Origin of the sequence: Baekduia sp., assembly GCF_035318805.1 — a bacterium.
Taxonomy (GTDB): domain Bacteria; phylum Actinomycetota; class Thermoleophilia; order Solirubrobacterales; family Solirubrobacteraceae; genus Baekduia.
In genome coordinates this window covers 40,044-65,879 of sequence record NZ_DATHDY010000053.1, presented here as the reverse complement: position 1 = coordinate 65,879, position 25,836 = coordinate 40,044, and the positions used below count along the sequence as shown (strand labels likewise).

Genomic DNA, 25,836 nt, shown 5'->3' with positions numbered 1-25,836 from the left:
GGTCTCATCAACGAGCTGCTCCACACCGAGCCGCTGAGCCAACAACGCCGGCAACATCACCCCGGCATTGGCAACCACCCGCTCGTCATCAAACACCACGACCGCCTGCTCGTTCACCATGTGGGTGACCTCCTGAGCGGGCCCGCGACAGGCGCAATCTGTCGCTACCAAGCCCCGCTTGGGAGGTCACTCCACCCCAACGGCCGGATGGAACGGTGGATCGAGGCTTAGGCGCGAGCCCGGCCTCCAGCATCTTCTCGGCGACCGCCTCGACCTGGGCGGTCGTCACGCGGTCGACGGGCTTGCTGCCGATGCGCGGCGAGACATGGACGCGTTGCATCGACTCGCGGTTCTCCAAGTAGGACTTGCGTGACCCCTGGATCGCCAACTTGCTGCGCAACGAGTTGGCGGCATCGTCGACCGTGCGCCGTTCGCCCGCGGCGGGCCGTGGTCGACGCTCCTCTGCTTCCTGCATCTTGCGAAAGCGCCGCTCGGTCTCCGCCCGCGTCAGGCCGTCGGACTCCCCTCGAGCCCGCACCGCCCCAATCTTGCGGTTGAGCTTGCGACCGTCAGCGGTACGCCACCGGCCGTAGTAGGCGTTCCGCTTCTGGTCGATGTAGATGCTGCCGGTGCCGTAATCGCGCTTGGTCATCTCGACCTAGAGGCGCCAGCCGGCAGAACTCGCCCCCACCGTGTCAGCGCACACGAGGCCCTCGCTGCGACTCGTCCAGCCAGCGCTCGATCGCCGAGCGTCGATAGCGCACGTAGCGACCGAGCCGCACGTGCGGCAGCGCATCGCGCCGCGTCTCGGCATAGACCCACGACCGCGTCACTCGCATGAATGACGCGACCTCATCGGCCGTCAGCAGCGGCTCGGAATCGTGAGGGCGATCTGCGGTGTCCACGTACCTCAGTCGACCACGCCCATGATCACCCCTCGCCCAATCGCATACCGGCCGTTAGCGTCTTTGCCGTGCCCGCCGACCGCTCGCAGCTTGCCCGCCTTGCCGAGCACCGGCGCCGCCGCCTCGACCATCGCGGACGTCCCGTGTTCGACCTGACACCCGAAGAGATCGAGCAATCGACCGAGACGGCCATGCGACTCGCGGGCGCCGCGGACTCGCAAGTCGAGGGCCGCACAGCGACCCGCGACTACCGTCGGGCTAGCTCCCCGAGGGCTCCGCAGACGACCACACCAACAACTCCGGGTCCCACCTGACCAGGCCAGCTTTGCCGGCCAACACCGGGTCCCAGAACGCGGCCGCCATGGAGAACCCGGACGCGAGATCGGCGTCTGCCGGCAGATGCTCGACCAACGTCGCCCACGGCCGCACCCAGTCACGCGGCGGCGACGCGAGCGCCTGCGGCGGCTCGTGGGTGTCACGCCGCTCGAAGATCGCCGCGACCGCCCGCCGTAGCCGATCGCCGTCTACGGTGGTGGTGCGGACGATGACCACGATGTCGACCAGGTCCTTGACGCGCGAGCTCGGCTGGCCGCCGGCATAGGTTCGCGAGTAGGCATGCAACTTCTCAGCGACGTGCTGCTCAACGGCGAGCGCGGGCACGACGATCGACGTGATCTCGGCGAACTCCAGCAGGCGAGACGCGGTGAGCGTGACCGGCTCCACGACGGGCGGCTTGCCGAACCCAACGTCGATGGCGACGCGCTCGAAGTCACGACCGGCGAGCTCGGCCCGGACCGTCCACCGCTGTCCTCCACCGGCGAGGTCGTCGTCCATCGCGGCACGTTGGACGTCGAAGCTGAACATGTCGTCCATCTCCAGAGCCGCCGCATCGAGCAAGAGCTCGGTGGCCTCCCCCTCCCCCACGGCCCAGTCGATGTCCACGTCCTTGGTCGTCCGCGCACGGCCTCCAAGGCGCAGCTCCAGCGCGAACCCGCCCTTGAGCATCCAGCCGTCTGGGGCGACGACCTGCAGGCGGGCGAGCAGCCGCTCGAACACGATCCGCTTGCGCAATCGCGACAGGCCGACGCCATCGGACTGCTCGTCCTTGAGCCGCGCTTCCAACGCGGCCCGGAAGGCGCCGGCGGTCGCGTACCTCACGAGCCGGTGCCGCCGGCCGCGGCGTGGAGTCGTGCCTGCCACGACTTCGGCAGCCGCGCGCTCAGTCGCGGCACGGTCGTCATGCCGCGACTCAGCGACTGACGGACCGCGAGATCAACCTGCTCGGTCCAGCCATCGCCACGTACGACATCGGCGAGCGTGCGTTCCACACCGGTGACGGGAACCCCAAGGACGACACGCCTGTCCTGCCCCCTGATCGGCCGATCGGTGAAGTGCGCGCGAACCCCCTCCGGGATCGTCGTACCGCGCTTTGACCGAGGCATCGTCACGTGGACCTCGTCGGCGATCACGTCGGTCAGATCCAGCAGCTCCAACGCGCTGACGTTCGAGACGACAGCGTCCGCGCGAGACAGCCCCAGCCAGATCGGGACGACGTGCTCGTGCGGCGAGCTGGGGAACCGACGCAGGCGATAAACGGCCCGGCCGGCACGCTGCAACGTCCCGCCCTCACGGGCGTGATAGGTCAACGTCGACCGCGCGATGCCCGCATCGATCGCCTGCTGCGCCGTGAAGTAGCCGCCCTGCGGCTCCGCGAGCGCGTACAAGCGATCTACAACACTAGTGTCATCCTTGTCGCCAACTAAGCTGGCCATATACGTGACAATAACGTGCACGCGGCCGGAAGTCCATGTCGATCAGGGCGCGAGGCCGGAGCGGGACCTGAACAGGACGGGGCTACGGCACCGACGATCACGCAGGTCGGCGACCTTCACTCCACGTCATGGACGCCGGCCGGGATTCGCACGGTCGGCGTGCCGGAGACGGCGAGGACGTCGGGGTCGACGCCGCTGAGCACCTGCCCCCACGGCGTGCCGTGTACGTCGAGGAGCGGCTCTCCGAGCTCGTTGACGTCGGGCATCTCGATCGCAGGCTCCACCGACAGCATCGTGCGCCCGCCCGCGAGAATCTCCCAGCTGGCGATCACCGCGCTGCCGACCGACCCGATCCCCGCCGCACGCACGGCCACCGCGGGCACCGGGACGGGAGACGGAAGCCCTTGCAACTCGATCGTCGCCGCGACGTCGCTCAGAGCGACGATGCGCCCGCTGAACTGCGCGGGCGTCGTCTCGGCGTCCAGCCCGCGGCGGGCGCGAGCGAGCTTGCGCTGCAGCCCGATCACCTCCTCTGAGAGCTGCGGCGCGGCCAGCAAGCGGGCCAGCTCGGCAGCGCTATTGACGCCGCCCGCACCGGCGATCGTGCTCAGCGCGACGGCGATCTTCTTGGCCTCCGGCGAAGCGTCAAGCCTGGCCGCTGCCTTCGCCAGCCGCGCGGCCGTGACGAGGTCCTTGCGCCGAGCAGCACGTGCAGCGTCGCGGTTCAGCGCGCTGTAGAGGTGGACCCGGCCACCCAGCCGGCCGGCCGCGCCGCGCGTCGTGAAGCTCAGCCCCGGCGACAGCGCGTGCTTGTCCTTCAGCGCACGAATGCCGTTGTCGATCGTCGCGGTCTCGTCCAGGCGGAAGTCGCGGACGATCTCTAGGCGCGTCACCAGCGGGAGAGCGGCGGGCATGCGCGCAGCATATGCAACCGAAACCGCAGATTGCAGCGTCGGCTGGACAGGTCTAGTCATCGTCTTCCCCCGTCGCTTGAGCGCCGCGGTGACCCTTCGTCGACGAAGCCTCGCCTCACCCTTGGCCCGAACTGGCTCCGGCGACAGCCTCGCTGAGGTCCACCCTGCACGCGGCAACCGGAGCCATCCCACGATGGCACGCGTCCGTGCGTGCGTACCTGAAGATCCGCGCGAGCTCGCCAAGAGGCGCCCATCCGACGTTGGGGCGCCCGCGTGGTGCAGCCCGCCGGGAAGCAACGTCCTGACCCAGGCCATCGCGCAGACCCCATGGATTCTCGAGCGCATCCACGCGCACGTTCCCGAGCTCGAGGTCTTCTTCGACTGGGACACGTTCGCGCGGGCTCAGCGCGGCTTGCTCTTGTGGGAGGCGTTCGTCTCCGGCAAGGCCAAGCATCACCAACACGATGCTCAAATCGCCATCTTGCGGTTCGTCGACCAGTTACCGCACGTCGGCGACGCCAACGCGAACGAGACCGAGCGGCCGTTCTCCCTCGTCGCCGCAGCCGCGGTATGGGCAGGGTTCGACGTCCCAGCAGCGACGTTGCGCCACCCTTGCGTGCTCGTGCGCGCTCAGCCTGCGGCCGACTGAGGCTGCCGCCACAGCGTCTCGGGCACACCAGCCGACGCGCGCGGCGAGGCCCGTCGGGCAAGCGCGGAGGACCAATAGCGACCGCCGCATTCCGACGCAGCCGAGGCAGATCGTTGAAGTCTGTGCAGCAGGCCGCGATCCAGCGGAGCAGCAAGTCTCCACACAACGCGGCGCGCAACCCGAGGGATGCCTGGCCCAGCCCTCATGCGCTCAACTCATTCGCACCGCTCCCATACGATGCGGGCGTGCATCCGGGTCCGCCGCTCCTTCTCGCCGCGAGCACTGGCGATTTGGTTGTGGGCGTCGCAACCGTGGCCGCCGCCGTCGTCGCGATCGTTGCCTCTGCCGGCGGACTTGCTGCCTGGTATCGACGAACGCTCGGTCGCCGACGACACGGTTACGCCCGGCTCGCGCGCCTGGGGACTGCCGCGCAGCTTTCCTTCTTCGAGGCCATCCTGGGCGAGCCGCCCGCAATCCAGCACACGGTCATCAAGGAGGACTTCCACGAGCTCATCACGTCACAGGACGCCCGGTTCGACCATGAGCACGCTGTCGTAGATGAGTACGGACCACGCCAACAAGAGCTGCGGTCGCCACAGGCGTTCACCGTCTCGATCTTCGTCGACCGTGACTTCTACGTGCAGACGATCAGTAACGAGGACGCGACGGTGCTGGCGTTCTCCGTGACCACTCGCTCGCGCAAGTTCGCGCCGACGTTCTCGTGGCCGCCGCCCACGGGGCTTCGACACAAGCGTCGCCTGCGCCGCGGCCTGCGCTTCGAGCCGCTGTTCCGCGTCAAGCTCGGGCACTCACGATTCAGCGACTCGGCGATCGCGAGAGCTACAACTTCGCCGGCCCGCGCCTCCGGATCTCCAACGGCGCCCACAACTACGCCTACTCGGAGTTCTTGTCCTTCGGCAACCCCGGGGGCTACCAGTCTTTCGTGCTGACGGCCAGCGACGTAGCGCCGGGCGTATGGGGCAACGGTATGGCGGCGGCCGAGGAGCTTGGCGACAGCGACTGGCCCAACGAGCACGACCGCCGGGCCTGGGATTCACTGCCCATCATGCAGGAGTTCCGACGCACCACGGTCGTCACGACCTACACGGCGATCAGCATGGACCTGTGGGTCGACAACTTCCCGACATCGTTCGCGCCGCCGATCTCAGTGGTGCGCACGCTGCCCTGAGAGGCAGGCGCTCGGGCCAAAGTCAACCGGGCGACGTCGCCCGGGCGTACAGGAGTGCGCGCGGCGTCACAAGCCCAATGGCATCGCCCGCCTGACGACTTCGGCGGCGATCTGGCCAAAGGTGTCGAGCCAAAGTCGCCGAGGGGTCGACAGGTTCTTGAATGGGTTGTAGAAGCACAGCCACTCGTCACCGCCGGTCGATCTCACCACGACCAGCTCGGGGCGACGGTCGTCAGCGAGCGGCGGCTGACCTCGCTCAAAAACGAACTGGGCCGTTTCGCCCTCGGAAAGATGCTTGGGCCATGTGTCGCGAGTTTCGGCGATCGTCCGAGGCCACATCGATGCGCCGTTGGCGGCCACGAAATGGACCGACTCGACCGTGAACGGGCGAGACCCGTTGTTGGTCACGTAGATGCCCACTCCGTCCTTGGTCAGCCCTGTCTTGAGGCGGGCGACCCGGCGCCGGCTACCTGCTGCCTGCCAGAGAGCGACGATGACGGCAGAGATGGTTCCGACGGCAGCCAGGAACGCGAACACGAGCGTGAGGTAGTCGACGGTGTCACGGTGGGCGTCGGCGACGCTCGTGACCTTGACGTCGATGGCGGCCAGAAAGGGAAGGATGGTCGACATTTCATCGCTGAGCATGCCCGAGCGAGAGGACAGTGCGCAGTGTGGCCGTGTCGTCGTGCGGCTCACAGCGGGTCGCGACGCTGACGCGGCGCCATAGGGACCGACGGCAGGTTGCCAGCGCGCAGGGCGCGAGCACGACGGAAGTCTTCCCGCAACAGCCACGTAGCTTGGGCTCAGCCTCCCGCTAGGTTGCGTGCCGGTCGGCGACAGACCACAGTCCGAACGGACTGCGCGGGCAGACACTATTCCGCATCGTCGTGGGGACCGAACCGCTGATGCCGCTCATGGGGGGCCTAACCGTAGAGATCCATGAGCCAGCCATGGAGAGACTCAGCCCGCTGTCGACCGCACCGTCGTGCAGTCACATACGAGCACTATGCGTCGCTACGTAGTCCACCGCGCGGATCCGGCGGGCGTTACGTCCTGGGCGAGCCAGAGCGCTACGACAGGGCGTAGCCGCTTCCCTGAGCGGGCGTCGCGAGCAGTTCACGTTTCCCGCGAAAAGGAGACACGCGCGGGGACTTTCATCGCAAGACTGGTCATCGCAGCGGTGCGTGCCGGCTACACGTCACCGGGACGTCTGGGTGTCCGAAATGCCTCAGTGCGGACTGGCCTGCGATCGTCAGGTGTCAGGCCGTAAGCCGGTCGCGCGTGACGGAGTGTCTCGTGCGTCCACCTGAGTTGGTGCGCGTCGGAAGCCGCTTCGAACATCTGAGTGTGCAGGCTGAGATAAGGTCTCCGGGCCAGTGACTGCCAGCTACCAAGTCGGGGCATGAGCTCCATCTCGTGGCTCGACGCCGATGAAGCGGCGAGTGAGCAGGCCCGCCGGCTGATCGCCGCGACGACCGACTCCGACGGTGGCACGCTCGACCAGCTCGGGCTCGGCGCGATCCGAGACTTCTGCTCCGACCACCTCTTCCCCGGGACCTCGACGCTGTGGAGCCGGGCTCGGTACCTCGTACTGGTTCCGTGGTGCTACCAAGGGCCTGACCCAGCCGGAGCTCAGCGAAAGCTCAGACGCGCGCTGACCGCCCACCGTGAGGAACGCGACCGCGCCGCCAACCGAGGGATCATCGGCGCGCAGAAGGACGTCGCGCGTCTGCCGGACGAGGTCGTCTGGAACGGCTTGGCCCTCTGGGGCATCCGTCTCGCGGAGCTCTCCCGTCCCGCCGCGGCGGCCGCCCGATCTCGGCCTGGCCAGGAGCATTCGGCGATATGGCACCCGCGACTTCCGGCTCGTCCCCAGGACTTCCCGCGGCGCCAGCGCATCGGTCTCGAGGCGGGCGAGGCGGGCTTTCTGGCCGAACTGCTTACGGATCCTGTCGTGCACCCACGCGACCGGCACGCGCCCGGCCGCCACGCGTCGCGGCTACCACTCATGCTGGACGAGGACCTTGACCCCGAATCGTGGGACTGGCGCACGGTCCCGGCCTCGGCGTCACCGGTGCTCGACCAGCAGATGCGAGACGCGGCGTGCTTCGCCGATCTCGCGTGGTCGGCCCGAGCCTTGTATGCGCTGATGGTGTCCGACCGAGCCGCCGTGGACCCCGATGCCCACAGCGAGCAGCTCGACGCGGCCGAGCACCGAGTCCGCTCGGGCAGCACCGGCCGGGCCCTCGCCGCCTGGGACTTCGACCGTTTCGCCGCCGGTGTCCTCCAAGAGCGTCCGAACGCACGTCGCGCTCTCGATTTCCTGCGCGCCTGGCGCGATCTCGTCCTTCGTACTTCAGAGCCGCTCGCGCAGTCAACTGAGGCCCAGGAGCGGATCGTCGTCCGCGAGCATCGCGTGAAGCGAGGCCGCACGCGGCTGACCGAAGAGCGACCCGAACCGGTCGCTCTCGCCCACCCCTACGACTTCCGCGCCGGGGTCGCCCGCAGCATCGTCTCCGACATCAAAGACGCGCGACCGTGACTCGGTTGGACCCACGCACGCGCCAGCCCTTGTCATCGGTGTTGCGGCCGCCGGTCGGCTTCCGCCTCGACGCCGCCGTAGGCACGACCTTCACCCTCGACCTGCGGACGCTACTCGCGGTACCGCTGACGTTCGCGTTGCTCGACGGCGTCGACATCGGGGCCGGGGATGCGTCCTCTGGCGAGGACGAGACGCCGGCGGCACCCGTCCTGCTCGGCGCGCTGCTGGCGTACGCGGAGAGGATCCGAGTGCTCTCCGATGCCCGCTACATCAGCGCCCCCTCGCGCCCAAGCCGTCTGTATGCCCTGCTTGAGCCGACCATCGTGCCTACCGTCGTCCGGGTAGGCGCGCACTTCCACCCGAAGTTCTGGCTGTTGCGGTTCGTTGACGAGGACTCGCGGCCCAGTCACCGGCTCGTGCTCTCGACGCGCAACCTCACTGACGACCGGTCGTGGGACCTCGTCGTCGTACTCGAGGAAGACGCTGCCGGCGTTGTCGGAGCGGCCCAGCCGGCGATTGACCTCCTCCGCGCCACCGCCCCCGAAGACGCGTTCATCGAGGACCTCACGCGCTCCGCCGCGTCGGTCCGGTTCTTGGCGCCGCCCGGTTTCCACGAGCTGCGCCTGCACGCGTGGTCGGCGGGTGAGGGCGCAGATCCAATGGCGGGTCGCTCGGGGTCCAAGATGCTCGTGATGTCGCCCTTCATCGGGCTCGATCGCCTTCGGGCCCTCGCCGCGCAGAGCGACCAAATAACGGTCGTGTCGCGTCCCGAAACATTCGATCGCCTGGCCGCAGGCGGCGCGTTGCCGCGAGCTGACCTCCGGCGCCTCATGGACCTCGCGGCCGACGACGATGGGCTCAGCGGCGAACTGCACGCAAAGCTCGTGGTGCTGGACGAAGCAGGGGGCCGCTCTCGATGGTGGCTGGGGTCACTCAACGCCACCGATAACGGCGTGCGACGCAACGCGGAGGCACTGCTGGAGCTGACAACGTCCACCGCCGCCGGCGGCGTCGACGCGCTCTTGAGCACCGATGGTGACCGTCTCGGAACACTGCTCGAGCCGCACGGCATCCGACCACCGAGCGACGACGACGACGACGACGAGGGCAACCAAGGGGAGCAGGCGCTGCGTCAGGCGCTCGCCGAAGGGATCTGGCGAGTGACGGTGACGCCCAAACCAGACGGTCATCTGGCCGCGACGCTGACCGTCGACTGGCCTGAGGCGCGGCCGGATCCGGAGGCCAAGATCCGTGTGGGCTTCGCCTCGGGGCGCTCGGCCGATCGCCTCATGCTCGACCTCGACGCCGCCCACGCGGAGGCCCAATGGCCGCTGGTCCTCCTCCAGGACGTCACGAGCCTCCTCGAGGTCCAGGTTCGTCGCCCGGCGGGCGACCCCTTCACCTTGCTCGTCGTAGCCGTCCTCACCGTGCCCGATGACCAGGCGCGCCACGCTGCGCTGTTTCGCGCGATCGTCCCGGACGTCGACGTCATGCTGCGTCTCATCCTCTTGCTGCTCACGAGCGGGCACGACGCGAGATCCGCGTCGGCGGCCGCCCGCGCGCTCATCGACGCCGACGGCGAGTCCGCGGACGTCCTGCCCTCGCTGCCGCTCATCGAGGAGATGGTCAGGGCGTATGCACGCGACCCCGATCGGCTGCGGCGGGCGGGGGCGGTGATCGCGGGGCTCCCGCGAGACGACCCGCGGACCGAGCCGCTTCGCGCGTTGTGGGACACGTTCGACGCAGCGTTGGCGGGGCGGCAGTGACGTTCTCCGCAGCGGAGATCCTCGACGAGCTCGCGCCCTTTCAGCGGCGCACCGCCGATGCCGCGCTACAAGCGCTGCACCGTAGCCCGGACGCCCGCTTTCTCGTCGCCGACGAGGTCGGACTCGGCAAGACGCGCGTTGCGCGCGGGGTCATCGCCCGGACGCGCGAGGAGAGCGAGCGCCGCGGCAAGACCGGCCTGCGTGTCGTGTACTTGAGCTCGAGCCTCGCGATCGCAAAGCAGAACGCACCGTTGCTGCGGTGCGGCGGCGACGACGCCGTCTTCTCGACCGTCGACCGGGTGACGATGCTGCCGACGGCGCTCCAGCCCGACGCCGCGCTGGAGGTGCTCGCGTTCACGCCAGGCACGTCGCTGTCAATGGGTGGGCGAGCGACCGGCACTGTTCGGGAGCGGGCGCTCCTCGGTCGACTGCTGGGCAGCGCCGGGCTGGCCGGGCCGAAGGCAGAACGTCGCGAGCGCCTCGTCGAGCTGCTCGGTCCGCCGGCTGTCAAGTCGTTTCCCGTGCTGTACGACAACGCGCAGAGCCGGTTCCCCGACGCGGTGCTCCGGCCGTTTCGGCGGATGTGGAGCACCCACCCGCTCGCCCCCAAGCTCCGCGCGCACATTGCCGGGACAGAGGTCCTCCTCCCCAAGCGACGACGCGAGGTGATCGGCGCGCTGCGCCATGTTCTCGCCGACGCCTGCATCGACCTCCTAAGGGCAGACCTCATCGTGGTCGACGAGTTCCAACGTTTCCTTGACGCCCTCGACACTGAGCTGGCGGTCAAGCTCTTGCGCTCAGCGCCCGTGCTGTTCCTGTCGGCGACGCCGTTCACCAACACCAGCACCGAGAACCTTGGGCTCCTCCGGCTCGTCGGGCTGCTGGACCCGGCGACGCCGGGCCGCGCCAAAGACCTCTCATCCGCGCTTGCGGACCTCCGCGACGGCCTGCTGCGCGCTGGTGCGGACGAGGGCGCAAGCGCACGCGAAGCCAAGAAGCGCGTCGAAGGGCTGCTCTCCCCGCTCATCGCTCGCACCGAGCGACCGCAGACGTCCGCCAACGCTGTGGACCCTCAGACCATCCGCGTCGCGCTGGACGTCAGCGATGTCCGGACCTTCGCAGAACTCGACGCCATCGGACAACGGACCGGCTTGCCGGGCGTAGTCGGCTACTGGAAGTCGGCGTCCTACCCGCTGAACTTCATGGACGACTACGAGCTCGCGCGGCGCGCGCGGCGCGCGAACGACTGGCCGTCGGCGCGACTCACCAAGGCCATGTTGAAGTCGGGCAGCTTGCTTCCGGGCAACCCAGCCACCCGCGCTCTGCTGAAACACGTCGCAGACGAAGGTCGCTGGAGCCGTCCGTGGCTGGCGCCGAGCCTTCCTTACGTTGCCGCCCCCACCACTCTTCGCGGTACCGGTCCGGCAACCAAGCTCCTCGTCTTCACGGCGTGGACCGTCGCGCCGAAGGCCATCGCGAGCATGGTGAGCCACGACGTGCGAACGGCGGCCCTGCGGCGCGCGCCGTCGTCGCGCCCGTTGCAAGTCCGGCCCCACGGGCCAATGACCGAGCTGACCTCGTTGCTTCCGAGCGTGACGCTGGCGCGGCTCATCGATCCCATCAACCTCGTGCGACGCAACGGAGGCGAGGCGCTTGGGTGGAACCAACTGCGCCGGGCCGCAGCCCATGCCCTGCGGGACCGGATCCCATCGCCGCACCCGGCAACGGGATCAGTCGATCGGCGCTGGTACGTCATCGCGCCGTTGCTCATGGACGACGACATCGCCTGGATGCGTGGCTGCGGCGAGGCGGCATGGTCCGGCCGGCGCTCGGAGCTCGAGGACCTTGTCGCCCATCCCGAGCAGCTCGGACGCCAGCCGAAGGACCTGCCGCTGGTGCTCGCCGAGTCCGCCCTCGGCCCAGCGACCTCGGTCCTTCGCGCACTTGTCCGTCATTTTCCCGAGCGCCGGACCGAGGAGCTCGCTCGCCACGCGGCGCTCATCGCCGAGAGCTTCCGCAATCTGCTGGAACAGCCGGAGAGCCTGGCATTGGCCCGCCGACTGGCGCCCCGCGAGAAGCACTGGTGGCGGAGGATCCTGCGACTGTGCGTGATGGCCGACCTTGCCGCAGTCGTCGACGAGCACCTCGCCGCTCTCGTCACCTGGGCGCCCTCGGAGTCCAACGAGAACGATGACGTCAAGCGGGTCGTGCGGGCGTTTCGTGAGGCGCTCAACTTGCCGGCCGTGCCATTGAGGGTGCACGTCCCGGGAGGATCAGGCCGGGCCACGATGACGACGAGGGCCGCGATGCGCATCCCGACGGCCAACGCTGCCGCTCAGGAGCGAGACCACGTCGAGCGCCTGCGGCTGGCCTTCAACTCGCCGTTTCCGCCGTTCATCCTGGCGACCACGTCCGTCGGCCAGGAAGGGCTGGACTTCCATCTGTGGTGCCACGCGGTTGTCCACTGGAACCTGCCTCGATCGCCGATCGACTTCGAGCAGCGAGAAGGGCGCGTGGACCGCTTTCGCGGACACGTCCAGCGTCGCAACCTCGCAGAGATGCACCGCCCCGCCGCGTTCGCCGCACCCATCGGCGAGCCGTGGCGGGCTCTCTGGGAAGCGGGAACCGACGCCGCGCGAGCCGCCTCACCTAGCGACGACGGCATGGCGCCCTCATGGGTCAGCCTGGGACCGCATCGAATTCAGCGTCATCTGCCGCACCTTCCGCTGAGCGCCGAGAGTGCGGACATCGGTCCGCTGCTGCGTCGGGTCGCGCGATATCGGCTCACGCTCGGGCAGCCCAACCCCGACCATCTCCTCGAAGTCCTGAGCGAGGGCGACGCGATCGACGAGGCGCTGGCGCGGGAGCTGATCATCGACCTCACCCCGCGAGACGAAAGCAGGAGCCGTTCGCGAGGACGCGAATAGCCGCAGCTCCCGACAGCCGCTCGCCGCAACGTAGTGGCGGCGCGGTGCGCGGTTGGCCGAACACCGGTTTCGCAAGCCCCAGGCAAACGTTGCGTACGGCGCTCTCACTATCGGAGAACGAGTCGCTGCGATCCGGTCTGTCTTGAGACTCGCGACCCAGCCGAGGTGTGCCGTGCAGAAATTGGACCGCAAATTGGACCGCAAGCCTCTCGCCACACCCGCCTCAGCCCACGAAAAAGGCCCGCATTTGCGGGCCTTTCGTGCTTATCGGGGAGACAGGATTTGAACCTGCGACCGCCCGGCCCCCAGCCGGGTGCGCTACCAGACTGCGCCACTCCCCGTGGCTATGCACTGCTGACTGCGGACGAAGCGGGCGACGGGACTCGAACCCGCTCCTAGAGCTTGGAAGGCTCCCGTGCAGCCGTTGACACCTCGCCCGCAAGCCTGCGGCGATTGTACTGCTCCGGAGCGGTCAGCCGCCGGGTGCGGCCTTGCGTGCCTCGGTCGGGACCGTGCCGGCGTCGTCGGCGATCGCGGGAGGAGGCCAGGCGCCCCACCAGTTGTCCGCTGCGCCGTCGAGCGTCACGGTCGTCCCGCTCAGCGACCGCCCGAGCGGCGAGGCCAGCATCGCGACGAGCCACGCGAACTCGTCCATGCTTCCCAGGCGCTGCAGCGGCACGCTGCGCGCCGCGCCGCGCCAGACGACTTCGGGGTACTTGCGCAGCGACTCCGTGTCGAACCGGCCGATGGCCGCCGCGACCACCGACACGCCGTGCTCGCGCCACCGCAGCGCCAGCTCGCGGGTCAGCGCCTCGACCGCCGCCCGGGCCGCGCCGGTGTGCGCCATCGCCGGCATCCCGTGGTGCGGCGAGACCGTCACGTTGACGACCGTCCCGCCGCCGCCGGCGCGCAGCGCGTCGGCCGCGGCCGTGGTCATGGTCATCGTCCCCTCGACGTTCAGCCGCATCACCGCGCGCCAGCCCTTGGCGGCGATCGCCTCGGCCGGGACGAAGTACTGGCCGCCCGCGTTGTTGACCAGCACGTCGAGCCGGCCGTGGCGCTCCAGGACCGTCGCGACGATCCGCTCGGCGTCGGCCGCCTCGCGGATGTCGCCGCTCACCCACGAGCAGCCGTCGCCGAGCTCGTCGGCGGCCGCCGCCAGCACGTCCTCACGGCGCCCCGCGATCACGACCTGCGCGCCGCAGGCCAGCAGCTCGGCCGCCGCCTGCCGTCCGAGGTTGGTTCCGCCGCCGGTGACGACGGCTGCGTGGCCGGCCAGCAGGCCGGCCCGGAAGATCTTCGAAGGCCCGCCCATTCGAGGCGGAAGTCTATGGAGCGGTCCGCCACTGGACAGCCGTGGGACGCTTTCAGGTGAATCGCCGTGTCCAGCACCCTTGCCGAACGCCTCGCCGCCCGCGATGCGCAGCGCTTCGTCGGCCGCGAGCGCGAGCTCGCCTTCTTCGACTCGCTGTTCGTCGACGACCCGCCCGCCCAGGTGGTGCTCGTCCATGGCCCGGGCGGGATCGGCAAGAGCACGCTGCTGCGCGAGGTCGCCCGCCGCGGCACGCAGCGCGGCTGGACGAGCCGGCTGGTCGAGGGGCGCGACCTCGCGCCCGTGCCCGGCGAGATCGAGTCGGCCCTCGGCGACGTCAGCGGCGAGGCGCGCCCGCTGATCCTCTTCGACACCTACGAGCGCATGTCGGCCGCCGACGGCTGGTTGCGCGGTCGCCTGCTCCCGTCGCTGCCGGCGCGCTCGGTCGTGGTGCTCGCGGGCCGCACGCCGCCCGAGCGCGGCTGGTTCGAGGGCGGCTGGGAGCGGCTGGCCGTCGAGCTCAAGCTCGACCCGCTGCCCGCCGACGTCGCCCACCGGCTCGTCCTCGCCCACGGCCTGCCCGACGGCGAGCTGAGCCGCCAGCTCGTCACGTGGGCCGACGGCTCGCCGCTCGCCCTGTCGCTCGCCGCCGACGCCGCCCGTCGCGACGGCGGCTCCTGGGCACCCGAGCGCATCCACGAGCACCCCAACCTCGTCCAGGCGATCCTGCACCGGATCGCGCGCACGGAGCTCGACGGCGGCAACCTCGACGTCGCGGCCGTCGCCGCGATCGCGCGCACGTGCGACGCGCGGCTGCTGCGCGACGTGCTGCCGGACGTCGACCCCGACGAGGCGTACGCGTGGCTGCGCGAGCGCACGTTCACCGAGGCGGTGGGCGGCGGGCTGACGCTCCACGAGATCGTCCGCCAGGCGATGCGCTCCGACCTGCGCGCGCGAGCCCCGGAGCGCGACCGCGAGCTGCGCCGCCGCATCGCCGACCACCTCTACACGCGCGGGCTGCGCGTGGGTCCGCGCATGGTCGTCGACCTCGCGGAGCTGGTCGAGAGCCCCGCGATCCGCTGGGGCCTCGGCGCCGACGGCTCGACGACCTACCGCTCCGACCTCTGGCGTGCTGAGGACCAGGACGCCGCGCGCGAGCGCTTCCTCGCCAAGACCAACGGCGGGGCGTGGTGGGACGTCACGCTGCCGATCCTCGAGCAGGCGCCCGACCGCGTCGTCACGGTGCGCGACCAGCTCGACCAGCTCTGCGGCCTGGCGATCTCGGTCACGCCCGACAACGCGCCGCCGGTCGCCGAGACCGACGTGTGCCTCGGTCCCTGGCTCGCCCACGCGCGCGCCGAGCACCCCGGCGACGAGGTCCTCATCTGGCGCGACTCGATCGACTTCGTCGGCCACGGCGACGCGGCGTCGCCCGTGCTGTCGATCCTCAACACGGCCGCGATCCTGCGCTCGGGGCTGACCAACCCGCGCTGGTCCTACATCCCGATCGATCCCGACAACGCGGCGGCGCGAGCGTTCGCCAAGGCGGTCGCGACCAACCACATCGTCGAGCTCGACATCGCCTTCGGCACGAAGGTCGTGGAGTGCCACGTGGTCGACCACACCGCGGACGGGCTGCTCGGCGGGATCCGCGCCGCCGTGTACGGCGAGCTGGGGCTGACGCCGCCGCCGGCGGAGGCCCGCGCCGGCAACGGCTCGAACGGCGCGCGCGAGTCGCCCGGCCGCCCCGCGGCCGCAGTGATCACCGTCCAGGTCGTGCGCGACGCGCTGCGCAGCCTCGACCACCCGCTCGAGCTGGCGGCCAGCCCGCTGGCGCGCGGCGCGAGCACCGAGGAGCGCAGCGCGTCGGTGCGCGCCGAGATCGAGGACGCCGTCGCGAGCGCGTTCGGCGACTCGCCCGACGAGCAGCTGCTGCGCCGCGTCGTCCAGCGCGGCTACCTCGACCCCGCGGGAAGCCACGAGCTCGCCGCCGACGAGCTGCACGTCAGCCGCGCGACGTACTTCCGCCGCCTGCGCGCGGCCTCTCAGCGCGTCGCCGACTTCCTCATCGCCAAGCACGCCTGACGGCCAGGGTGCAGCCCTGGGAAGTGGTGGTTCGGGCCCGTACACTTGCCGCGCGGCGGCCAGGAGGGCCGCCAAGGCCTGCCATGACGTTGGACGTCGCACACGCGGAGTACGCGGGTGGCGGACCCGGCTTTGCCCTGGTCCGCCTGTCCGGCCGTGCCCGCGCGGCGGCGCCGACCCGCCTCGCGCTGCCCGCGCTGCTGATCGCCGACGGGCCGTCGTGGCGCCGCCTCGCCTGCGTTCCGGGGACCGCGCTGCCGGCCGCCGGGCCGGACGGACCCGCGTTCGCGGTGGACTTCGAGGTGCCGCTGCACCTGGCCGTCGACGGCGGCGCGTGGTGGCTGGAGCCCGGCCCCACCGTCCAGGACGGGCGCGTCGAGCAGCTCGCCGCGCGCGTCGCGGCGCTGGGCGCCGAGGTCGCGGCGCTGCGGCAGCGCGTGGAGCGCGACGCGGCGACCGTCCCCACCGACGGCGCCCCCACAAGCGCCGCCGTCGCCGTCCCGCGCCCGCGCCTGCGCGCGCTGCGCCCCACCCTGCCGGCGCTCCTCGTCGCGGCGGGCGCGCTGGCCCTCGGCGACGCCGCGGCCACGGTCCTCTGGCAGGAGCCGGTCTCCGCCCTCTGGGCCGCCCACCAGCAGCACGGCCTCGCCGGCGACCTGCAGCGGCTCGACCAGACCTTCGCCACACGCTCGCCCGCCACCGCCGCCGCGGCCGCGCTCCCGGCCAGTCCGCAGGTGCGCATGCGCGCGCTGGCCACCGAGCTGGAGCGCCGCACCGACGGCGGCCGCGCCGTCGGCGAGCTGCGGATCCCGCGCATCGACGCGCACTTCGTCGTCGTCCAGGGCACCGGTACCGCGAGCCTGCGCCGCGGACCCGGGCATTACACCGGCACCGCGCTCCCCGGTCAGCCGGGCACCGTCGGGATCGCCGGCCACCGGACGACCTACGGGGCGCCGTTCCGCCATCTCGACGCGCTGCGCCGCGGCGACGCCATCGACGTGACGATGCCCTACGGCCGCTTCACCTACCGCGTCGAGGGCGCGCGGATCGTCAAGCCCGAGGACGTCTCGGCACTGCGCGACGCGGGCCGCCAGCGCCTCGTCCTCACCGCCTGCCACCCGCTGTACAGCGCGGCGAAGCGGCTGATCGTGATCGCCCGCCTCGAGCGGGCCGCGCCCCGTGGCGCGGCCGCTGCCTAGGGGTGCAGCTGCGTCGCCTTCCGGCGGCGCAGGTGGAGTCCCAACCCGGCGAGCATGAGCAGCACGCCCGCGCCCCCGAGCAGGATCGGGTCGGCACCGGTGAAGGCGAGGCGGGTGGGCCCGGCGCGCGTGACGCGCGAGGGCTGCGCGGGCGACGACGTCCCAGGGTTCGACGCCGTGCTGCCGTGCGTCTGCGACGGCTCGCTCGAGCTGCCCGACGGCGTGGTCGGCGACGACTGACCGGTGGTCGAGGGCGTCGTGACCGTCGACGGCGTCGTGGTCGTGTAGCCGGACGTCGGCGTGGTCGTCGTGTAGCCCGAGGTCGGCGTGGTGGTCGTGTAGGCCGAGGTCGGCGTGACGGCCTGGCGGGGCGTCGTCCCGGTGAAGTCCCCGAGTGGAACCCCGGCGTCCTGGTCGGCCCCGTCCTGGCCGAAGGCGACGACGGCGACGCCCATCCCTCCGAGGCTCGTGAGCAGGGCGACGACGATGACCACGACCGTGTGGCGTGAGATGCGCTTCATGGCAGTACTTCCGAATCCGTTCCCGACGCCTCCCCAGGCGCACGGCGAGAGTAGCGACGGGCCGATGCGTTGGCAACCGGTGCATCGCCCTGACGCTCGGAACTCGCCGAACGTTCAGGCTGCGCCGATGGCCGCACGGCAAATCTTATATTCAGTGCTCCAGCCTTTTGGCAGGATGCACGCCATGCCCACGCTCGACCTGCAAGACGGCCGCGTCGTCGTCTCTTTCTCCGGGCGACAGGCGGTCATGGCCCTCGCCCGCCAGGTGTCGGTCCCGACCGGCGACATCCGGTCGGTGTCCGTGGTGCCCGACGGCTGCGACGTCGACCTGGGCTGGCGCGTCGGCGGGACGGGCATCCCGCGACGGCTGGCCTTCGGGCGCTTCCGCCGCCGGGGCGGCATCCGGACGTTCGCGGCGGTCTACTGCGGCACGCCGGCGCTCGTGATCGAGGCCGAGGGGGGCGACTGGGACCGCCTGGTGGTCACCCTCGACGACGTGCCGTCGGCCGCCGCGCGAGTACGCGAGGCCGCGGGGTTGGGTTGAGTGTGCGGCGGCCCGCGGCGAGGACCGGTGCAGCAGGGGAGACAGGAATCGAACCTGCAACCCCCGGTTTTGGAGACCGGTGCTCTGCCAATTGAGCTACTCCCCTGGGTTGCCCCGGAGAGGTTAGCCGCTCCGGGCTTTGGCGTCATGCGCGCGGAGATGCGGGTGGAGGGACTCGAACCCCCACGGCCATAGGCCACGAGGACCTAAACCTCGCGCGTCTGCCAGTTCCGCCACACCCGCCCAGCTCCGCGTCGCGCGTGAAGACAGGTTCACCGTCGCGCGCGACCGCTCAGGATTGTATGGTCGGCGCGGGATGGAGGAGAACGACGTCGTCATCGAGCACCCGAACCGGGCCAAGGCCGCGAACAAGGCGACCAAGGCGGTCGTGCTCCTGCTGCTGCTCGTCTCGGTCGCGCTGATGCTCGTCGTGACCATCGGCGGATGGAGCACGCTGGCGGGTGCCAAGCCCGTGCAGATCGGCTACGTCGTCATCTATCTGGTCATCGCCTTCTACGTCGCGCGGTGGAACCGCGGCGTGCTGCCGGTCGCCGCCGCGCTCGCGATCCTGCTGGCGATCTTCGCGGCCGTCGCCGTTCCCGGCTGGTTCGATCGCGACGCACCGGGCTTCGCCCAGCCCGCGATCGACGCTGCGGTCCTCGGCCTCGTGACGGCGCTCATCATCCCGGTCCAGATCCTCCTCGTCGCCTTCGCGATGCGGGGCTTCGTCCAGGCCTGGAACGTCGAAGTCGAGCGCACGCCCGCGCCGGTCAAGTCCAGCCGCGGCGCCCCGCAGGCTGCATAGCGGCTCTAGACTGCGGGCTTCTTCACCCGCCCGGGTGGCGGAACGGTAGACGCGGAGGACTCAAAATCCTCTGCCCTTCGGGGCGTGTGGGTTCGATTCCCACCCCGGGTATCGCGTCGAGCTGAGTGGCGGTGACCGCCGCGGCCGCCTACGACGGCCCGCCCACGCCCGCCGCCTTCAGCCGCGCCGGCGTGTCGTCGTCGGCCGCGGCGAAGAACCCGCCCACCGCATCCTCGAGGTGGGAGATCGAGTCCGCCGCGTAGAGCACCGGCTGGTACTTGGTGATGTCGTAGTCGATGGTGGTCATCTCGGCGAGGTCGAGCGGACGGATCTCCATGTGGCGGAACTCCTCGATCTCGCCGTAGGACGACAAGATGCCGGCCCCGTAGGCGCGGAGCTCGCCGCCCTCGTGCAGCACGCCGAACTCCATCGTGAACCAGAACACGTCGGCCACGACCTGCAGCGCCGCGTCGGTCTGGACCCGCTGGGCGGCGCGCCCGGCCTCGCGCTTGATCGCCGCGAAGCGCGGGCTGGCCAGCATGTTCCCGTGGCCGATGACCTCGTGGATGATGTCGGGCTCCGGCGTGTAGAGCGGCTCCGACGGATGGCGTACATATTGGGTCGAGTGGAACACGTCATCGCCCAAGGACCCGTAGAACTCGCGCAGCTCCACGAGGCCAGGCGCCGGGTGGTACTCGAACCCGGTCAGCGGCGCCAGCGCCGCGGTCACCTCGTCGAGCTGCGGCACGCGATCCTCGGGCAGCCCGAGCGCGGCCTTGGCCTCGAGGTACTCGCGGCACGCGTACTTCTCGTGCTTGACGTGCAGCTCGCCGCACACCGTGCGCCAGATGTCGTTCTCGACGTCGCTGTAGGCGATCTGCGGGATCGGCTCGCCCGGCGTCCAGGCCATCGCGGCGGCCGCGATCTCGTTGCGCCGCGCGCGGTAGACCTCGTCGTGGAAGCCGGGATGGTCCTCGCCGAGGTGCACCTCGACGCGGCCGTCGGCGCCCTGCGTCACCGGCGAGTAGAGCTGGGCCTCTTCGAACATGCACGAAGGAGACCACCACCGGCCCGCGCTGGCAAGAGCGACCAGCTCGACCGGGCATTCTGCCCATCGATGCGCAGTCAACCGGCGTAGGCTCTGTACATCTTGACCAGCTGCATCGACGATCTCGACCACCGCCTGATCTCGCTGCTGCGCGACGAGCCGCGCCTCGGGCTCATGGAGGCGTCGCGCCGCCTCGGCGTCGCGCGCGGCACCGTGCAGGCGCGCCTGGCCAAGCTCGAGGAGCGCGGCGTCGTGCGCGGCTACGGACCGGAGGTCGACCCCGGTCGCCTCGGCTATCCCGTCCTCGCGTTCGTCTTCCTGCAGATCGCGCAGGGCCGGCTGAAGGAGGCCGTCTCGGTGCTCGACTCGACGCCGGAAGTCCTCGAGGCGACGGCGACGAGCGGACCGAGCGATCTGCTGTGCCGCATCGTCGCCCAGGACACCGAGCACCTCCAGGAGATCGTGAACCGCCTGCTGTCCAACAACGCGATCCGGCGCTCGACGAGCTACATCGCCCTGAGCCAGCCGATCCGCTACCGCACCGCCCCGCTCGTCGCGGCGGCCGGGGCCCCGACGTGATCGCGACCCTCCTGCTCGGCGGCGGGGCCGACGGCACCACGACCAAACGCACCGACGGCGGGCGCTTCCGCCGGCTGGCGGCCCGCTACGCGCGTGCGGGAGCCCTGCGAACGGGCAGGTAGATTGACGCCGACCCCTTCCATATGTCAGGAGACACCCGGTGGCCAGCAAGCTCGAAGGTCGCGCACGCGAGATCGTCCAGGACAAGAACTTCGCGCACCTCTCGGTGCCGCGGACCGACGGCTCGATCCAGAGCGTCGTGGTCTGGGCCGACGCCGACGACCAGGGGCGCGTCGTCGTCAACTCCGCCGAGGGCCGCGGCTGGCCCAACAACCTGCGCCGCGCCGGGCAGGCGACGATCAGCGTCGCCAACGCCGAGAACCCCTACGAGTTCGTCTCGATCGTGGCCACGATCGACGAGGACACGCAGGACGGCGCGGACGACGTCATCGACGCGCTCGCCAAGAAGTACCTGGACGTCGACAGCTACCCCGGCCGCACCGCCGACGAGCAGCGCGTGACGTTCCGGCTCGCGCCTGAGCGCGTCGTCCTGCGCGGCAACTAGGGGTGCCCGTAGGCGGCCAGCGAGCCCAGAGCGCCAGGTTCCCTTGCGGGTCTTCGCCCAGAGGGCGAAACCCGCGGCGGGTTGTGGGACCCACGCCCCTAGGAGTCGCTCAGCCGGCCGCCGCGGCGCGCGCCTGCGGGCTGGGCGTCACGTCACCAGTGCCCGCAGCTCGCCCGCCACGGCGGGCGGCGCCGCGAGCACGCCCCACGGCAGCTCCCCGACGGGATCGAGCCGCTCGACGACGAGCCCGGCGCGGGCGCAGATCAGCTCGCCCGCCGCGACGTCCCAGGGGTTGATGCCGCGCTCGTAGTACGCGTCCAGCCGGCCGGCCGCCACCCACGCGAGGTCGAGGGCCGCCGACCCGCCGCGGCGGATGTCGCGGGCGCGCGGCAGCACGCGGGAGACGACCTCGGCCTGGAGGATCCGGCGCGCCGGGTCGTAGCCGAAGCCGGTCGCCACGAGCGCCTGGCTCAGCTCGCTCGGCCCCTCCACCCGCAGCTCACGTCCGTTCAGCGTCGCGGGACCGTCGGCCACCGCGGCGAACAGCTCGTCGCGCAGCGGGTCGTAGACCACGCCCGCCAGCCCCTCGCACGCCACGCTCACGGCCCACATGGGCAACCCGTACAAGAAGTTCACCGTGCCGTCGAGCGGGTCGACGATCCAGCGGCGCCCGCTGGTGCCGCCGACGTCGGGGCCCTCCTCCCCCATCACCGCGTCGTCGGGCGCGCGGCGGGCGAGGACCTCGCGGATCGCGCGCTCGGCGGCGAGGTCGGCCTCGCTGACGACGTCGGTCGGCGTCGACTTCGTCGCCAGCACGAGCTCGGTCCCGAAGCGCTCCAGCAGGAGCGCGCCCGCCGTCCGCGCCGCCTCGGTCGCGATGTCCAGCAGCTCGGCGTGGCTCATGCGGCAACCGGCGGGCGGCGGCCGGCCCACGGCCGCGCGCCTTCGATCTGCGCCGAGAGCGACAACAGCAGCGCATCGTCGCCGTGGCGCCCGATCAGCTGGACGCCGACCGGCAGCCCGTCGTCGTCGAAGCCGCTGGGCACCGAGGCGCCGGGCTGGCCGGTGACGTTCCAGACCGGCATGAACGTCAGGCGCTCGGCGCCGCGCGCGATGAACCCGGCGGCGCCGCGTGCACCCATCACCCCGACCTCGTACGGGCCGTCGACCGCCGCGGGCGTGAGCAGCACGTCCACGTGGTCCCAGAGCGCGGCGAGCCGGCGCGTCTGCCCCGCCTCCGCCTCCCGCGCCCAGCGCACCACGCCGCTCGGGATCCGGCCGCCGATCGCGGCGATGCGGCGCGTGCGGCGCTCCAGCCGCTCGGGGTACGGCATCGACGCCGCGACGTCGTCGGAGATCCCGCGCAGTACGCGCAGGTAGGCCGACGGCCAAATGGTCGGCGGGTAGTCCGGATCGCGCTCGACGACGTCGTGGCCGAGCCCGCGCAGCAGCTCGGCCGTCGCGGCGACCGCGCGCCGCTCCTCCTTGCCGATATATGGCAGCGCGCCCGTCGGCACCTTGGTGCTGACCGCGATGCGCAGCCGGCCCGGCTCGCGCGCCGCGGCGGCCGCGAAGCCGCCCTCGGGCACGCCTGCGTCGTCGATCGTCGCGTCCAGGAAGAGCGCCGCGTCGGCGACCGTCCGGGCGATTGGCCCGTTGACCGACAGGCCCTGCCACGCGTCGGCGTGCGGGGCGACCGGGACGCGGTCGCGCGTCGGCTTGATCCCGAACATGCCGGTCCACGCCGCCGGGTTGCGGATCGAGCCCGCGCCGTCGGAGCCCAGCGCCACGCCGCACAGCCCCGCCGCCGTCGCGGCCGCGCTGCCGCCGCTGGAGCCGCCGGGCGTGCGCGTGAGGTCCCACGGGTTGCGCACCGAGCCGAAGGTGGTGGTGTCGGTCGCGGGGAGCATCGTCATCTCCGGCACGAGCGTCTTGCCGATGATCACCGCGCCCGCGGCGCGCAGGCGCTGGACGGCCTCGGCGTCGCGCGCGACCGGCCCGGCGTGCGCCGCGGTGCCCCACGCGGTGGCCTCGCCGGCGACGTCCACGTCGTCCTTGATCGCCACCGGCACCCCGAGCAGCGGGCGCTCGTTGCCGGCGCCGCGGCGGGCGTCGGCCTGGTCGGCCTCGGCGAGCGCGCGCTCGGCGAACACGACGCGATAGGCGTTGAGCACGGGATCGAGGCGGTCGATGCGCGCGAGCGTCGTCTCGACCAGCTCGCGCGAGCTCACCTCGCCGTCGCGGATCAGTCGTGCCTGCTCGGCGGCGCCGGCGAAGGCGAGCGTGTCGGGGTCCATGGGCGGGCACGCTATCGGGCAGCCCGCCCGCCTGATCCTTCAGGTCCACCGCGGCGGCGTCGATGCTACCCGTGACCATGCCGGCGCCCGTCCACCGTGCCCTCGCGCTCGCCGGTCACCCCGGGCACGCCCGCCGCGCCGCCCGCGACCATGCGGCGGCGGGCATGAGCGCGACGCTGACGGTCACCGCCGCACCCTGACCAACCAGTGACCGCACCGGCGCGGCTGTGACAGAGTGCACCGCGATGGAGAGCGCCGAGCCGAAGGTTCTGTGGACGCCGACCAGCGAGCGTGTCGAGCACGCCACGATCACGCGCTTCGCCCGCTGGGTCTCGGCGACGCGCGCCGTCGACGTGACGGGCTCCTACGACGCCCTGTGGCAGTGGTCGGTCGACGACCTCGAGGGCTTCTGGGCCGCGATCTGGGAGTTCTTCGACGTCCAGGCGCAGACGCCGTACGAGCGGGTGCTCGGCTCGCGCGACATGCCGGGCGCGGAGTGGTTCCCGGGCGCGCGGCTCAGCTACGCCGAGCACGTCTTCCGCGGCAAGCAGGACGCCGACCTCGCGCTGCAGCACGCCTCCGAGACCCGCGAGCTGGACTGGATGACGTGGGGCGAGCTGCGCGACCTCACTGCGCGCATCGCGACCGGCCTGCGGCTCTGGGGCGTCGGCCCGGGCGACCGCGTCGTCGCCTACCTGCCGAACATCCCCGAGGCGATCGCCGCGTTCCTGGCGTGCGCCTCGCTGGGCGCGACGTGGTCGTCCTGCTCACCGGACTTCGGCACGCGCTCGGTCGTCGACCGCTTCTCGCAGATCGAGCCGAAGGTGCTGCTGGCCGTCGATGGCTACCGCTACGGCGGCAAGGACTTCGACCGCCGCGACGTCGTCGCCGCGCTCGCCCGCGAGATCCCGTCGCTGGAGCACGTCGTGCTGCTGGACTACCTCGGCTCCGGGGAGGTCGAGGGCGCCGTGCCCTGGGGCGAGCTCATCCAGCAGCAGGAGCCGCTGGACTTCGCGCAACTGCCGTTCGACCATCCGCTGTGGGTGCTCTACAGCTCCGGTACCACCGGGCTGCCCAAGCCGATCGTCCACGGCCAGGGCGGGATCCTGCTCGAGCACCTCAAGAAGATGCACCTGCACCTCGACGCGCAGGCCGGCGACCGGGTCTTCTGGTTCACGACGACCGGCTGGATGATGTGGAACTTCCTGGCCGGTGTGCTGCTGACGCCGGCGTCGATCGTCCTCTACGACGGCAACCCGGCCACGCCCACCCTCGACCGCCTGTGGGACCTCGCGGCCGACACCGGCACGACGACGTTCGGCACGAGCGCCTCGTTCCTGGCGACGTGCCAGAAGGAGGGCGTCGAGCCCACCGGCGGCAGCCGTGACCTGGGCGCGCTGAAGTCCGTCGGCTCGACGGGCTCGCCGCTGTCGCCCGAGGGCTTCGAGTGGGTTTACGAGCACGTCGGCGCCGACACGTGGCTGTTCTCCACCAGCGGCGGCACCGACGTGTGCACCGCGTTCGTCGGTGGCGTGCCGACGCTGCCGGTCTACCTCGGTGAGCTGCAGTGCCGCGCGCTGGGAGCCGACGTGCAGTCATGGGATCCCGAGGGCCGGGACCATCTCGGCGAGGTCGGCGAGCTCGTGCTCACCGAGCCGATGCCGTCGATGCCGATCTGCTTCTGGGGCGACGAGGACGGCCAGCGCCTGCGCGAGTCGTACTTCGACACGTACGCCGGCGTCTGGCGCCACGGCGACTGGATCGAGATCACCGACCGCGGCACGGCCATCATCTACGGCCGCAGCGACTCCACCATCAACCGCGGCGGCATCCGCATGGGCACCAGCGAGATCTACCGTGCCGTCCTCGCCGACGACGCGGTCGTCGACGCCCTCGTCGTCGACATCCCGCGTGAAGGCACCGAGGGCTGGATGCCGCTGTTCGTGGTCTTGCGCGAGGGCGAGGAGCTGACCGACGAGCTGATCGCGCGCCTCCGCAAGCGCATCCGCGAGGAGTGCTCGCCGCGCCACGTGCCCAACGAGATCCGGCAGATCGCCGAGGTCCCCCGCACGCTCAGCGGCAAGGTGCTCGAGGTCCCCGTCAAGCGCATCCTCATGGGTCAGCCCGCCGACCAGGCGGCATCGCGCGACTCGCTCGCCAACCCGGCCGCGCTCGACGTCTTCGTGGAGCTGGCGCGGGGCGGATAGTGCGGTAGCA

General features: G+C 71.2%; 27 protein-coding genes and 5 tRNA genes. 16 read left to right on the top strand and 16 right to left on the bottom strand.

The window, feature by feature from the left end; genetic code table 11:
- Window positions 1-88 precede the first annotated feature (88 nt).
- The 6 genes from VK501_RS12800 to VK501_RS12775 form a co-directional block, all read right to left on the bottom strand.
- Window positions 89-652, bottom strand: coding sequence for a hypothetical protein (locus tag VK501_RS12800; RefSeq protein ID WP_324337861.1), 564 nt, complete (start codon window positions 650-652; stop codon window positions 89-91).
- Between the two features lie 43 nt (window positions 653-695).
- The gene (locus tag VK501_RS12795) at window positions 696-905 is read right to left on the bottom strand and encodes a helix-turn-helix domain-containing protein (protein ID WP_324337859.1); all 210 of its coding nucleotides are present in this window, start codon (window positions 903-905) and stop codon (window positions 696-698) included.
- Between the two features lie 5 nt (window positions 906-910).
- Window positions 911-1,081, bottom strand: a complete 171-nt coding sequence (locus VK501_RS12790) for a hypothetical protein (protein ID WP_324337857.1) — start codon at window positions 1,079-1,081, stop codon at window positions 911-913.
- A gap of 82 nt (window positions 1,082-1,163) precedes the next feature.
- Entirely contained in the window at window positions 1,164-2,063 is a 900-nt protein-coding gene (locus VK501_RS12785) for a nucleotidyl transferase AbiEii/AbiGii toxin family protein (RefSeq protein ID WP_324337856.1), read from the bottom strand.
- Window positions 2,060-2,629 carry a type IV toxin-antitoxin system AbiEi family antitoxin domain-containing protein gene (locus tag VK501_RS12780; RefSeq protein WP_324337854.1) on the bottom strand — a complete coding sequence of 190 codons (570 nt, stop codon included), beginning with the start codon at window positions 2,627-2,629 and terminating at the stop codon, window positions 2,060-2,062. The genes VK501_RS12785 and VK501_RS12780 overlap by 4 nt, the downstream gene beginning before the upstream one ends.
- 164 nt (window positions 2,630-2,793) lie before the next feature.
- Window positions 2,794-3,591: a hypothetical protein gene (locus VK501_RS12775; protein WP_324337852.1), complete on the bottom strand. Its 798-nt coding sequence runs from the start codon at window positions 3,589-3,591 to the stop codon at window positions 2,794-2,796.
- 193 nt (window positions 3,592-3,784) lie between these two features.
- Here VK501_RS12775 and VK501_RS12770 point away from each other — a divergent pair, with 193 nt between their 5' ends.
- The 3 genes from VK501_RS12770 to VK501_RS12760 all read left to right on the top strand — a co-directional run bounded on the left by VK501_RS12770 (window position 3,785) and on the right by VK501_RS12760 (window position 5,429).
- Complete coding sequence (locus VK501_RS12770; RefSeq protein WP_324337850.1) at window positions 3,785-4,240, top strand: hypothetical protein; 456 nt, start codon at window positions 3,785-3,787, stop codon at window positions 4,238-4,240.
- Window positions 4,241-4,485: 245 nt separating this feature from the next.
- Window positions 4,486-5,190: an ETEC_3214 domain-containing protein gene (locus VK501_RS12765; RefSeq protein WP_324337847.1), complete on the top strand. Its 705-nt coding sequence runs from the start codon at window positions 4,486-4,488 to the stop codon at window positions 5,188-5,190.
- Window positions 5,184-5,429, top strand: a complete 246-nt coding sequence (locus VK501_RS12760; RefSeq protein WP_324337845.1) for a hypothetical protein — start codon at window positions 5,184-5,186, stop codon at window positions 5,427-5,429. The genes VK501_RS12765 and VK501_RS12760 overlap by 7 nt, the downstream gene beginning before the upstream one ends.
- Before the next feature lie 66 nt (window positions 5,430-5,495).
- Here the strand turns inward: VK501_RS12760 and VK501_RS12755 are convergent, their stop codons facing one another.
- Window positions 5,496-6,074 carry a hypothetical protein gene (locus VK501_RS12755; protein ID WP_324337843.1) on the bottom strand — a complete coding sequence of 193 codons (579 nt, stop codon included), beginning with the start codon at window positions 6,072-6,074 and terminating at the stop codon, window positions 5,496-5,498.
- Window positions 6,075-6,831: 757 nt separating this feature from the next.
- Here VK501_RS12755 and VK501_RS12750 point away from each other — a divergent pair.
- From VK501_RS12750 to VK501_RS12740, 3 genes are all read left to right on the top strand, one after another.
- Entirely contained in the window at window positions 6,832-7,971 is a 1,140-nt protein-coding gene (locus VK501_RS12750; protein ID WP_324337841.1) for a DUF6361 family protein, read from the top strand.
- 137 nt (window positions 7,972-8,108) lie between these two features.
- Window positions 8,109-9,737, top strand: a complete 1,629-nt coding sequence (locus VK501_RS12745) for a phospholipase D family protein (protein ID WP_324337839.1) — start codon at window positions 8,109-8,111, stop codon at window positions 9,735-9,737.
- The gene (locus VK501_RS12740; RefSeq protein WP_324337837.1) at window positions 9,734-12,664 is read left to right on the top strand and encodes a hypothetical protein; all 2,931 of its coding nucleotides are present in this window, start codon (window positions 9,734-9,736) and stop codon (window positions 12,662-12,664) included. The genes VK501_RS12745 and VK501_RS12740 overlap by 4 nt, the downstream gene beginning before the upstream one ends.
- 267 nt (window positions 12,665-12,931) lie before the next feature.
- Here the strand turns inward: VK501_RS12740 and VK501_RS12735 are convergent.
- The 3 genes from VK501_RS12735 to VK501_RS12725 form a co-directional block, all read right to left on the bottom strand.
- Window positions 12,932-13,005, bottom strand: a tRNA-Pro gene (locus VK501_RS12735).
- A gap of 27 nt (window positions 13,006-13,032) precedes the next feature.
- Window positions 13,033-13,104, bottom strand: a tRNA-Gly gene (locus tag VK501_RS12730).
- A gap of 32 nt (window positions 13,105-13,136) precedes the next feature.
- Window positions 13,137-13,979: an SDR family NAD(P)-dependent oxidoreductase gene (locus tag VK501_RS12725; RefSeq protein ID WP_324337835.1), complete on the bottom strand. Its 843-nt coding sequence runs from the start codon at window positions 13,977-13,979 to the stop codon at window positions 13,137-13,139.
- A gap of 66 nt (window positions 13,980-14,045) precedes the next feature.
- Here VK501_RS12725 and VK501_RS12720 point away from each other — a divergent pair, with 66 nt between their 5' ends.
- Together VK501_RS12720 and VK501_RS12715 are read left to right on the top strand one after the other, a co-directional pair.
- Complete coding sequence (locus VK501_RS12720; RefSeq protein WP_324337833.1) at window positions 14,046-16,061, top strand: ATP-binding protein; 2,016 nt, start codon at window positions 14,046-14,048, stop codon at window positions 16,059-16,061.
- A gap of 83 nt (window positions 16,062-16,144) precedes the next feature.
- Complete coding sequence (locus tag VK501_RS12715) at window positions 16,145-17,260, top strand: class E sortase (protein ID WP_324337831.1); 1,116 nt, start codon at window positions 16,145-16,147, stop codon at window positions 17,258-17,260.
- Here VK501_RS12715 and VK501_RS12710 read toward each other — a convergent pair.
- Entirely contained in the window at window positions 17,257-17,781 is a 525-nt protein-coding gene (locus VK501_RS12710; RefSeq protein WP_324337830.1) for a hypothetical protein, read from the bottom strand. The two genes, VK501_RS12715 and VK501_RS12710, sit on opposite strands and share 4 nt — an antisense overlap.
- Window positions 17,782-17,965: 184 nt before the next feature.
- Between VK501_RS12710 and VK501_RS12705 the strand changes: the two genes are divergently transcribed.
- A complete protein-coding gene (locus VK501_RS12705) occupies window positions 17,966-18,325 on the top strand; it encodes a hypothetical protein (RefSeq protein ID WP_324337829.1) in 360 nt (119 codons plus the stop codon).
- Window positions 18,326-18,358: 33 nt separating this feature from the next.
- On the opposite strand, the gene VK501_RS12700 is transcribed toward VK501_RS12705, so the two are convergent.
- Both VK501_RS12700 and VK501_RS12695 read right to left on the bottom strand, forming a co-directional pair.
- Window positions 18,359-18,431 (bottom strand) — tRNA-Trp (locus tag VK501_RS12700).
- A 54-nt stretch (window positions 18,432-18,485) separates the two neighbouring features.
- Window positions 18,486-18,568 (bottom strand) — tRNA-Leu (locus tag VK501_RS12695).
- 73 nt (window positions 18,569-18,641) lie between these two features.
- Between VK501_RS12695 and VK501_RS12690 the strand changes: the two genes are divergently transcribed.
- On the top strand, window positions 18,642-19,130 hold the full coding sequence (locus VK501_RS12690) for a hypothetical protein (protein WP_324337828.1): 489 nt from the start codon (window positions 18,642-18,644) through the stop codon (window positions 19,128-19,130).
- Between the two features lie 28 nt (window positions 19,131-19,158).
- Window positions 19,159-19,241: transfer RNA gene (locus tag VK501_RS12685), tRNA-Leu, on the top strand.
- A gap of 37 nt (window positions 19,242-19,278) precedes the next feature.
- On the opposite strand, the gene VK501_RS12680 is transcribed toward VK501_RS12685, so the two are convergent.
- The gene (locus VK501_RS12680; RefSeq protein WP_324337827.1) at window positions 19,279-20,178 is read right to left on the bottom strand and encodes a phenylalanine 4-monooxygenase; all 900 of its coding nucleotides are present in this window, start codon (window positions 20,176-20,178) and stop codon (window positions 19,279-19,281) included.
- A gap of 102 nt (window positions 20,179-20,280) precedes the next feature.
- Between VK501_RS12680 and VK501_RS12675 the strand changes: the two genes are divergently transcribed.
- From VK501_RS12675 to VK501_RS12665, 3 genes are read left to right on the top strand one after another with little or no spacing between them, the layout of a single operon-like run.
- Window positions 20,281-20,757: an Lrp/AsnC family transcriptional regulator gene (locus VK501_RS12675; protein ID WP_324337825.1), complete on the top strand. Its 477-nt coding sequence runs from the start codon at window positions 20,281-20,283 to the stop codon at window positions 20,755-20,757.
- Window positions 20,754-20,879, top strand: a complete 126-nt coding sequence (locus tag VK501_RS12670) for a hypothetical protein (RefSeq protein WP_324337823.1) — start codon at window positions 20,754-20,756, stop codon at window positions 20,877-20,879. Before VK501_RS12675 ends, VK501_RS12670 begins: the two co-directional genes overlap by 4 nt.
- Window positions 20,880-20,917: 38 nt before the next feature.
- Window positions 20,918-21,322: a TIGR03618 family F420-dependent PPOX class oxidoreductase gene (locus VK501_RS12665; protein ID WP_324337821.1), complete on the top strand. Its 405-nt coding sequence runs from the start codon at window positions 20,918-20,920 to the stop codon at window positions 21,320-21,322.
- 147 nt (window positions 21,323-21,469) lie between these two features.
- Here VK501_RS12665 and VK501_RS12660 read toward each other — a convergent pair whose 3' ends face one another.
- Together VK501_RS12660 and VK501_RS12655 are read right to left on the bottom strand one after the other, a co-directional pair.
- Window positions 21,470-22,225 (bottom strand): inositol monophosphatase family protein, encoded by a 756-nt coding sequence (locus VK501_RS12660; RefSeq protein WP_324337819.1) that lies wholly within the window; start codon window positions 22,223-22,225, stop codon window positions 21,470-21,472.
- The gene (locus VK501_RS12655) at window positions 22,222-23,619 is read right to left on the bottom strand and encodes an amidase (protein ID WP_324337817.1); all 1,398 of its coding nucleotides are present in this window, start codon (window positions 23,617-23,619) and stop codon (window positions 22,222-22,224) included. Before VK501_RS12655 ends, VK501_RS12660 begins: the two co-directional genes overlap by 4 nt.
- A 77-nt stretch (window positions 23,620-23,696) precedes the next feature.
- Here VK501_RS12655 and VK501_RS12650 point away from each other — a divergent pair, with 77 nt between their 5' ends.
- A complete protein-coding gene (locus tag VK501_RS12650) occupies window positions 23,697-23,819 on the top strand; it encodes a hypothetical protein (RefSeq protein ID WP_324337815.1) in 123 nt (40 codons plus the stop codon).
- A gap of 45 nt (window positions 23,820-23,864) precedes the next feature.
- Window positions 23,865-25,826, top strand: coding sequence for an acetoacetate--CoA ligase (locus VK501_RS12645; RefSeq protein ID WP_324337813.1), 1,962 nt, complete (start codon window positions 23,865-23,867; stop codon window positions 25,824-25,826).
- Window positions 25,827-25,836: the final 10 nt, after the last annotated feature.

Coding starts and splice junctions, on each gene's coding strand:
- VK501_RS12800 (WP_324337861.1), bottom strand. CDS start 652: ATGACCAAGCGCGATTACGGCACCGGCAGCATCTACATCGACCAGAAG.
- VK501_RS12775 (WP_324337852.1), bottom strand. CDS start 3,591: ATGCCCGCCGCTCTCCCGCTGGTGACGCGCCTAGAGATCGTCCGCGAC.
- VK501_RS12770 (WP_324337850.1), top strand. CDS start 3,785: ATGGCACGCGTCCGTGCGTGCGTACCTGAAGATCCGCGCGAGCTCGCC.
- VK501_RS12755 (WP_324337843.1), bottom strand. CDS start 6,074: ATGCTCAGCGATGAAATGTCGACCATCCTTCCCTTTCTGGCCGCCATC.
- VK501_RS12750 (WP_324337841.1), top strand. CDS start 6,832: ATGAGCTCCATCTCGTGGCTCGACGCCGATGAAGCGGCGAGTGAGCAG.
- VK501_RS12725 (WP_324337835.1), bottom strand. CDS start 13,979: ATGGGCGGGCCTTCGAAGATCTTCCGGGCCGGCCTGCTGGCCGGCCAC.
- VK501_RS12715 (WP_324337831.1), top strand. CDS start 16,145: ATGACGTTGGACGTCGCACACGCGGAGTACGCGGGTGGCGGACCCGGC.
- VK501_RS12710 (WP_324337830.1), bottom strand. CDS start 17,781: ATGAAGCGCATCTCACGCCACACGGTCGTGGTCATCGTCGTCGCCCTG.
- VK501_RS12705 (WP_324337829.1), top strand. CDS start 17,966: ATGCCCACGCTCGACCTGCAAGACGGCCGCGTCGTCGTCTCTTTCTCC.
- VK501_RS12690 (WP_324337828.1), top strand. CDS start 18,642: ATGGAGGAGAACGACGTCGTCATCGAGCACCCGAACCGGGCCAAGGCC.
- VK501_RS12680 (WP_324337827.1), bottom strand. CDS start 20,178: ATGTTCGAAGAGGCCCAGCTCTACTCGCCGGTGACGCAGGGCGCCGAC.
- VK501_RS12660 (WP_324337819.1), bottom strand. CDS start 22,225: ATGAGCCACGCCGAGCTGCTGGACATCGCGACCGAGGCGGCGCGGACG.
- VK501_RS12655 (WP_324337817.1), bottom strand. CDS start 23,619: ATGGACCCCGACACGCTCGCCTTCGCCGGCGCCGCCGAGCAGGCACGA.
- VK501_RS12650 (WP_324337815.1), top strand. CDS start 23,697: ATGCCGGCGCCCGTCCACCGTGCCCTCGCGCTCGCCGGTCACCCCGGG.
- VK501_RS12645 (WP_324337813.1), top strand. CDS start 23,865: ATGGAGAGCGCCGAGCCGAAGGTTCTGTGGACGCCGACCAGCGAGCGT.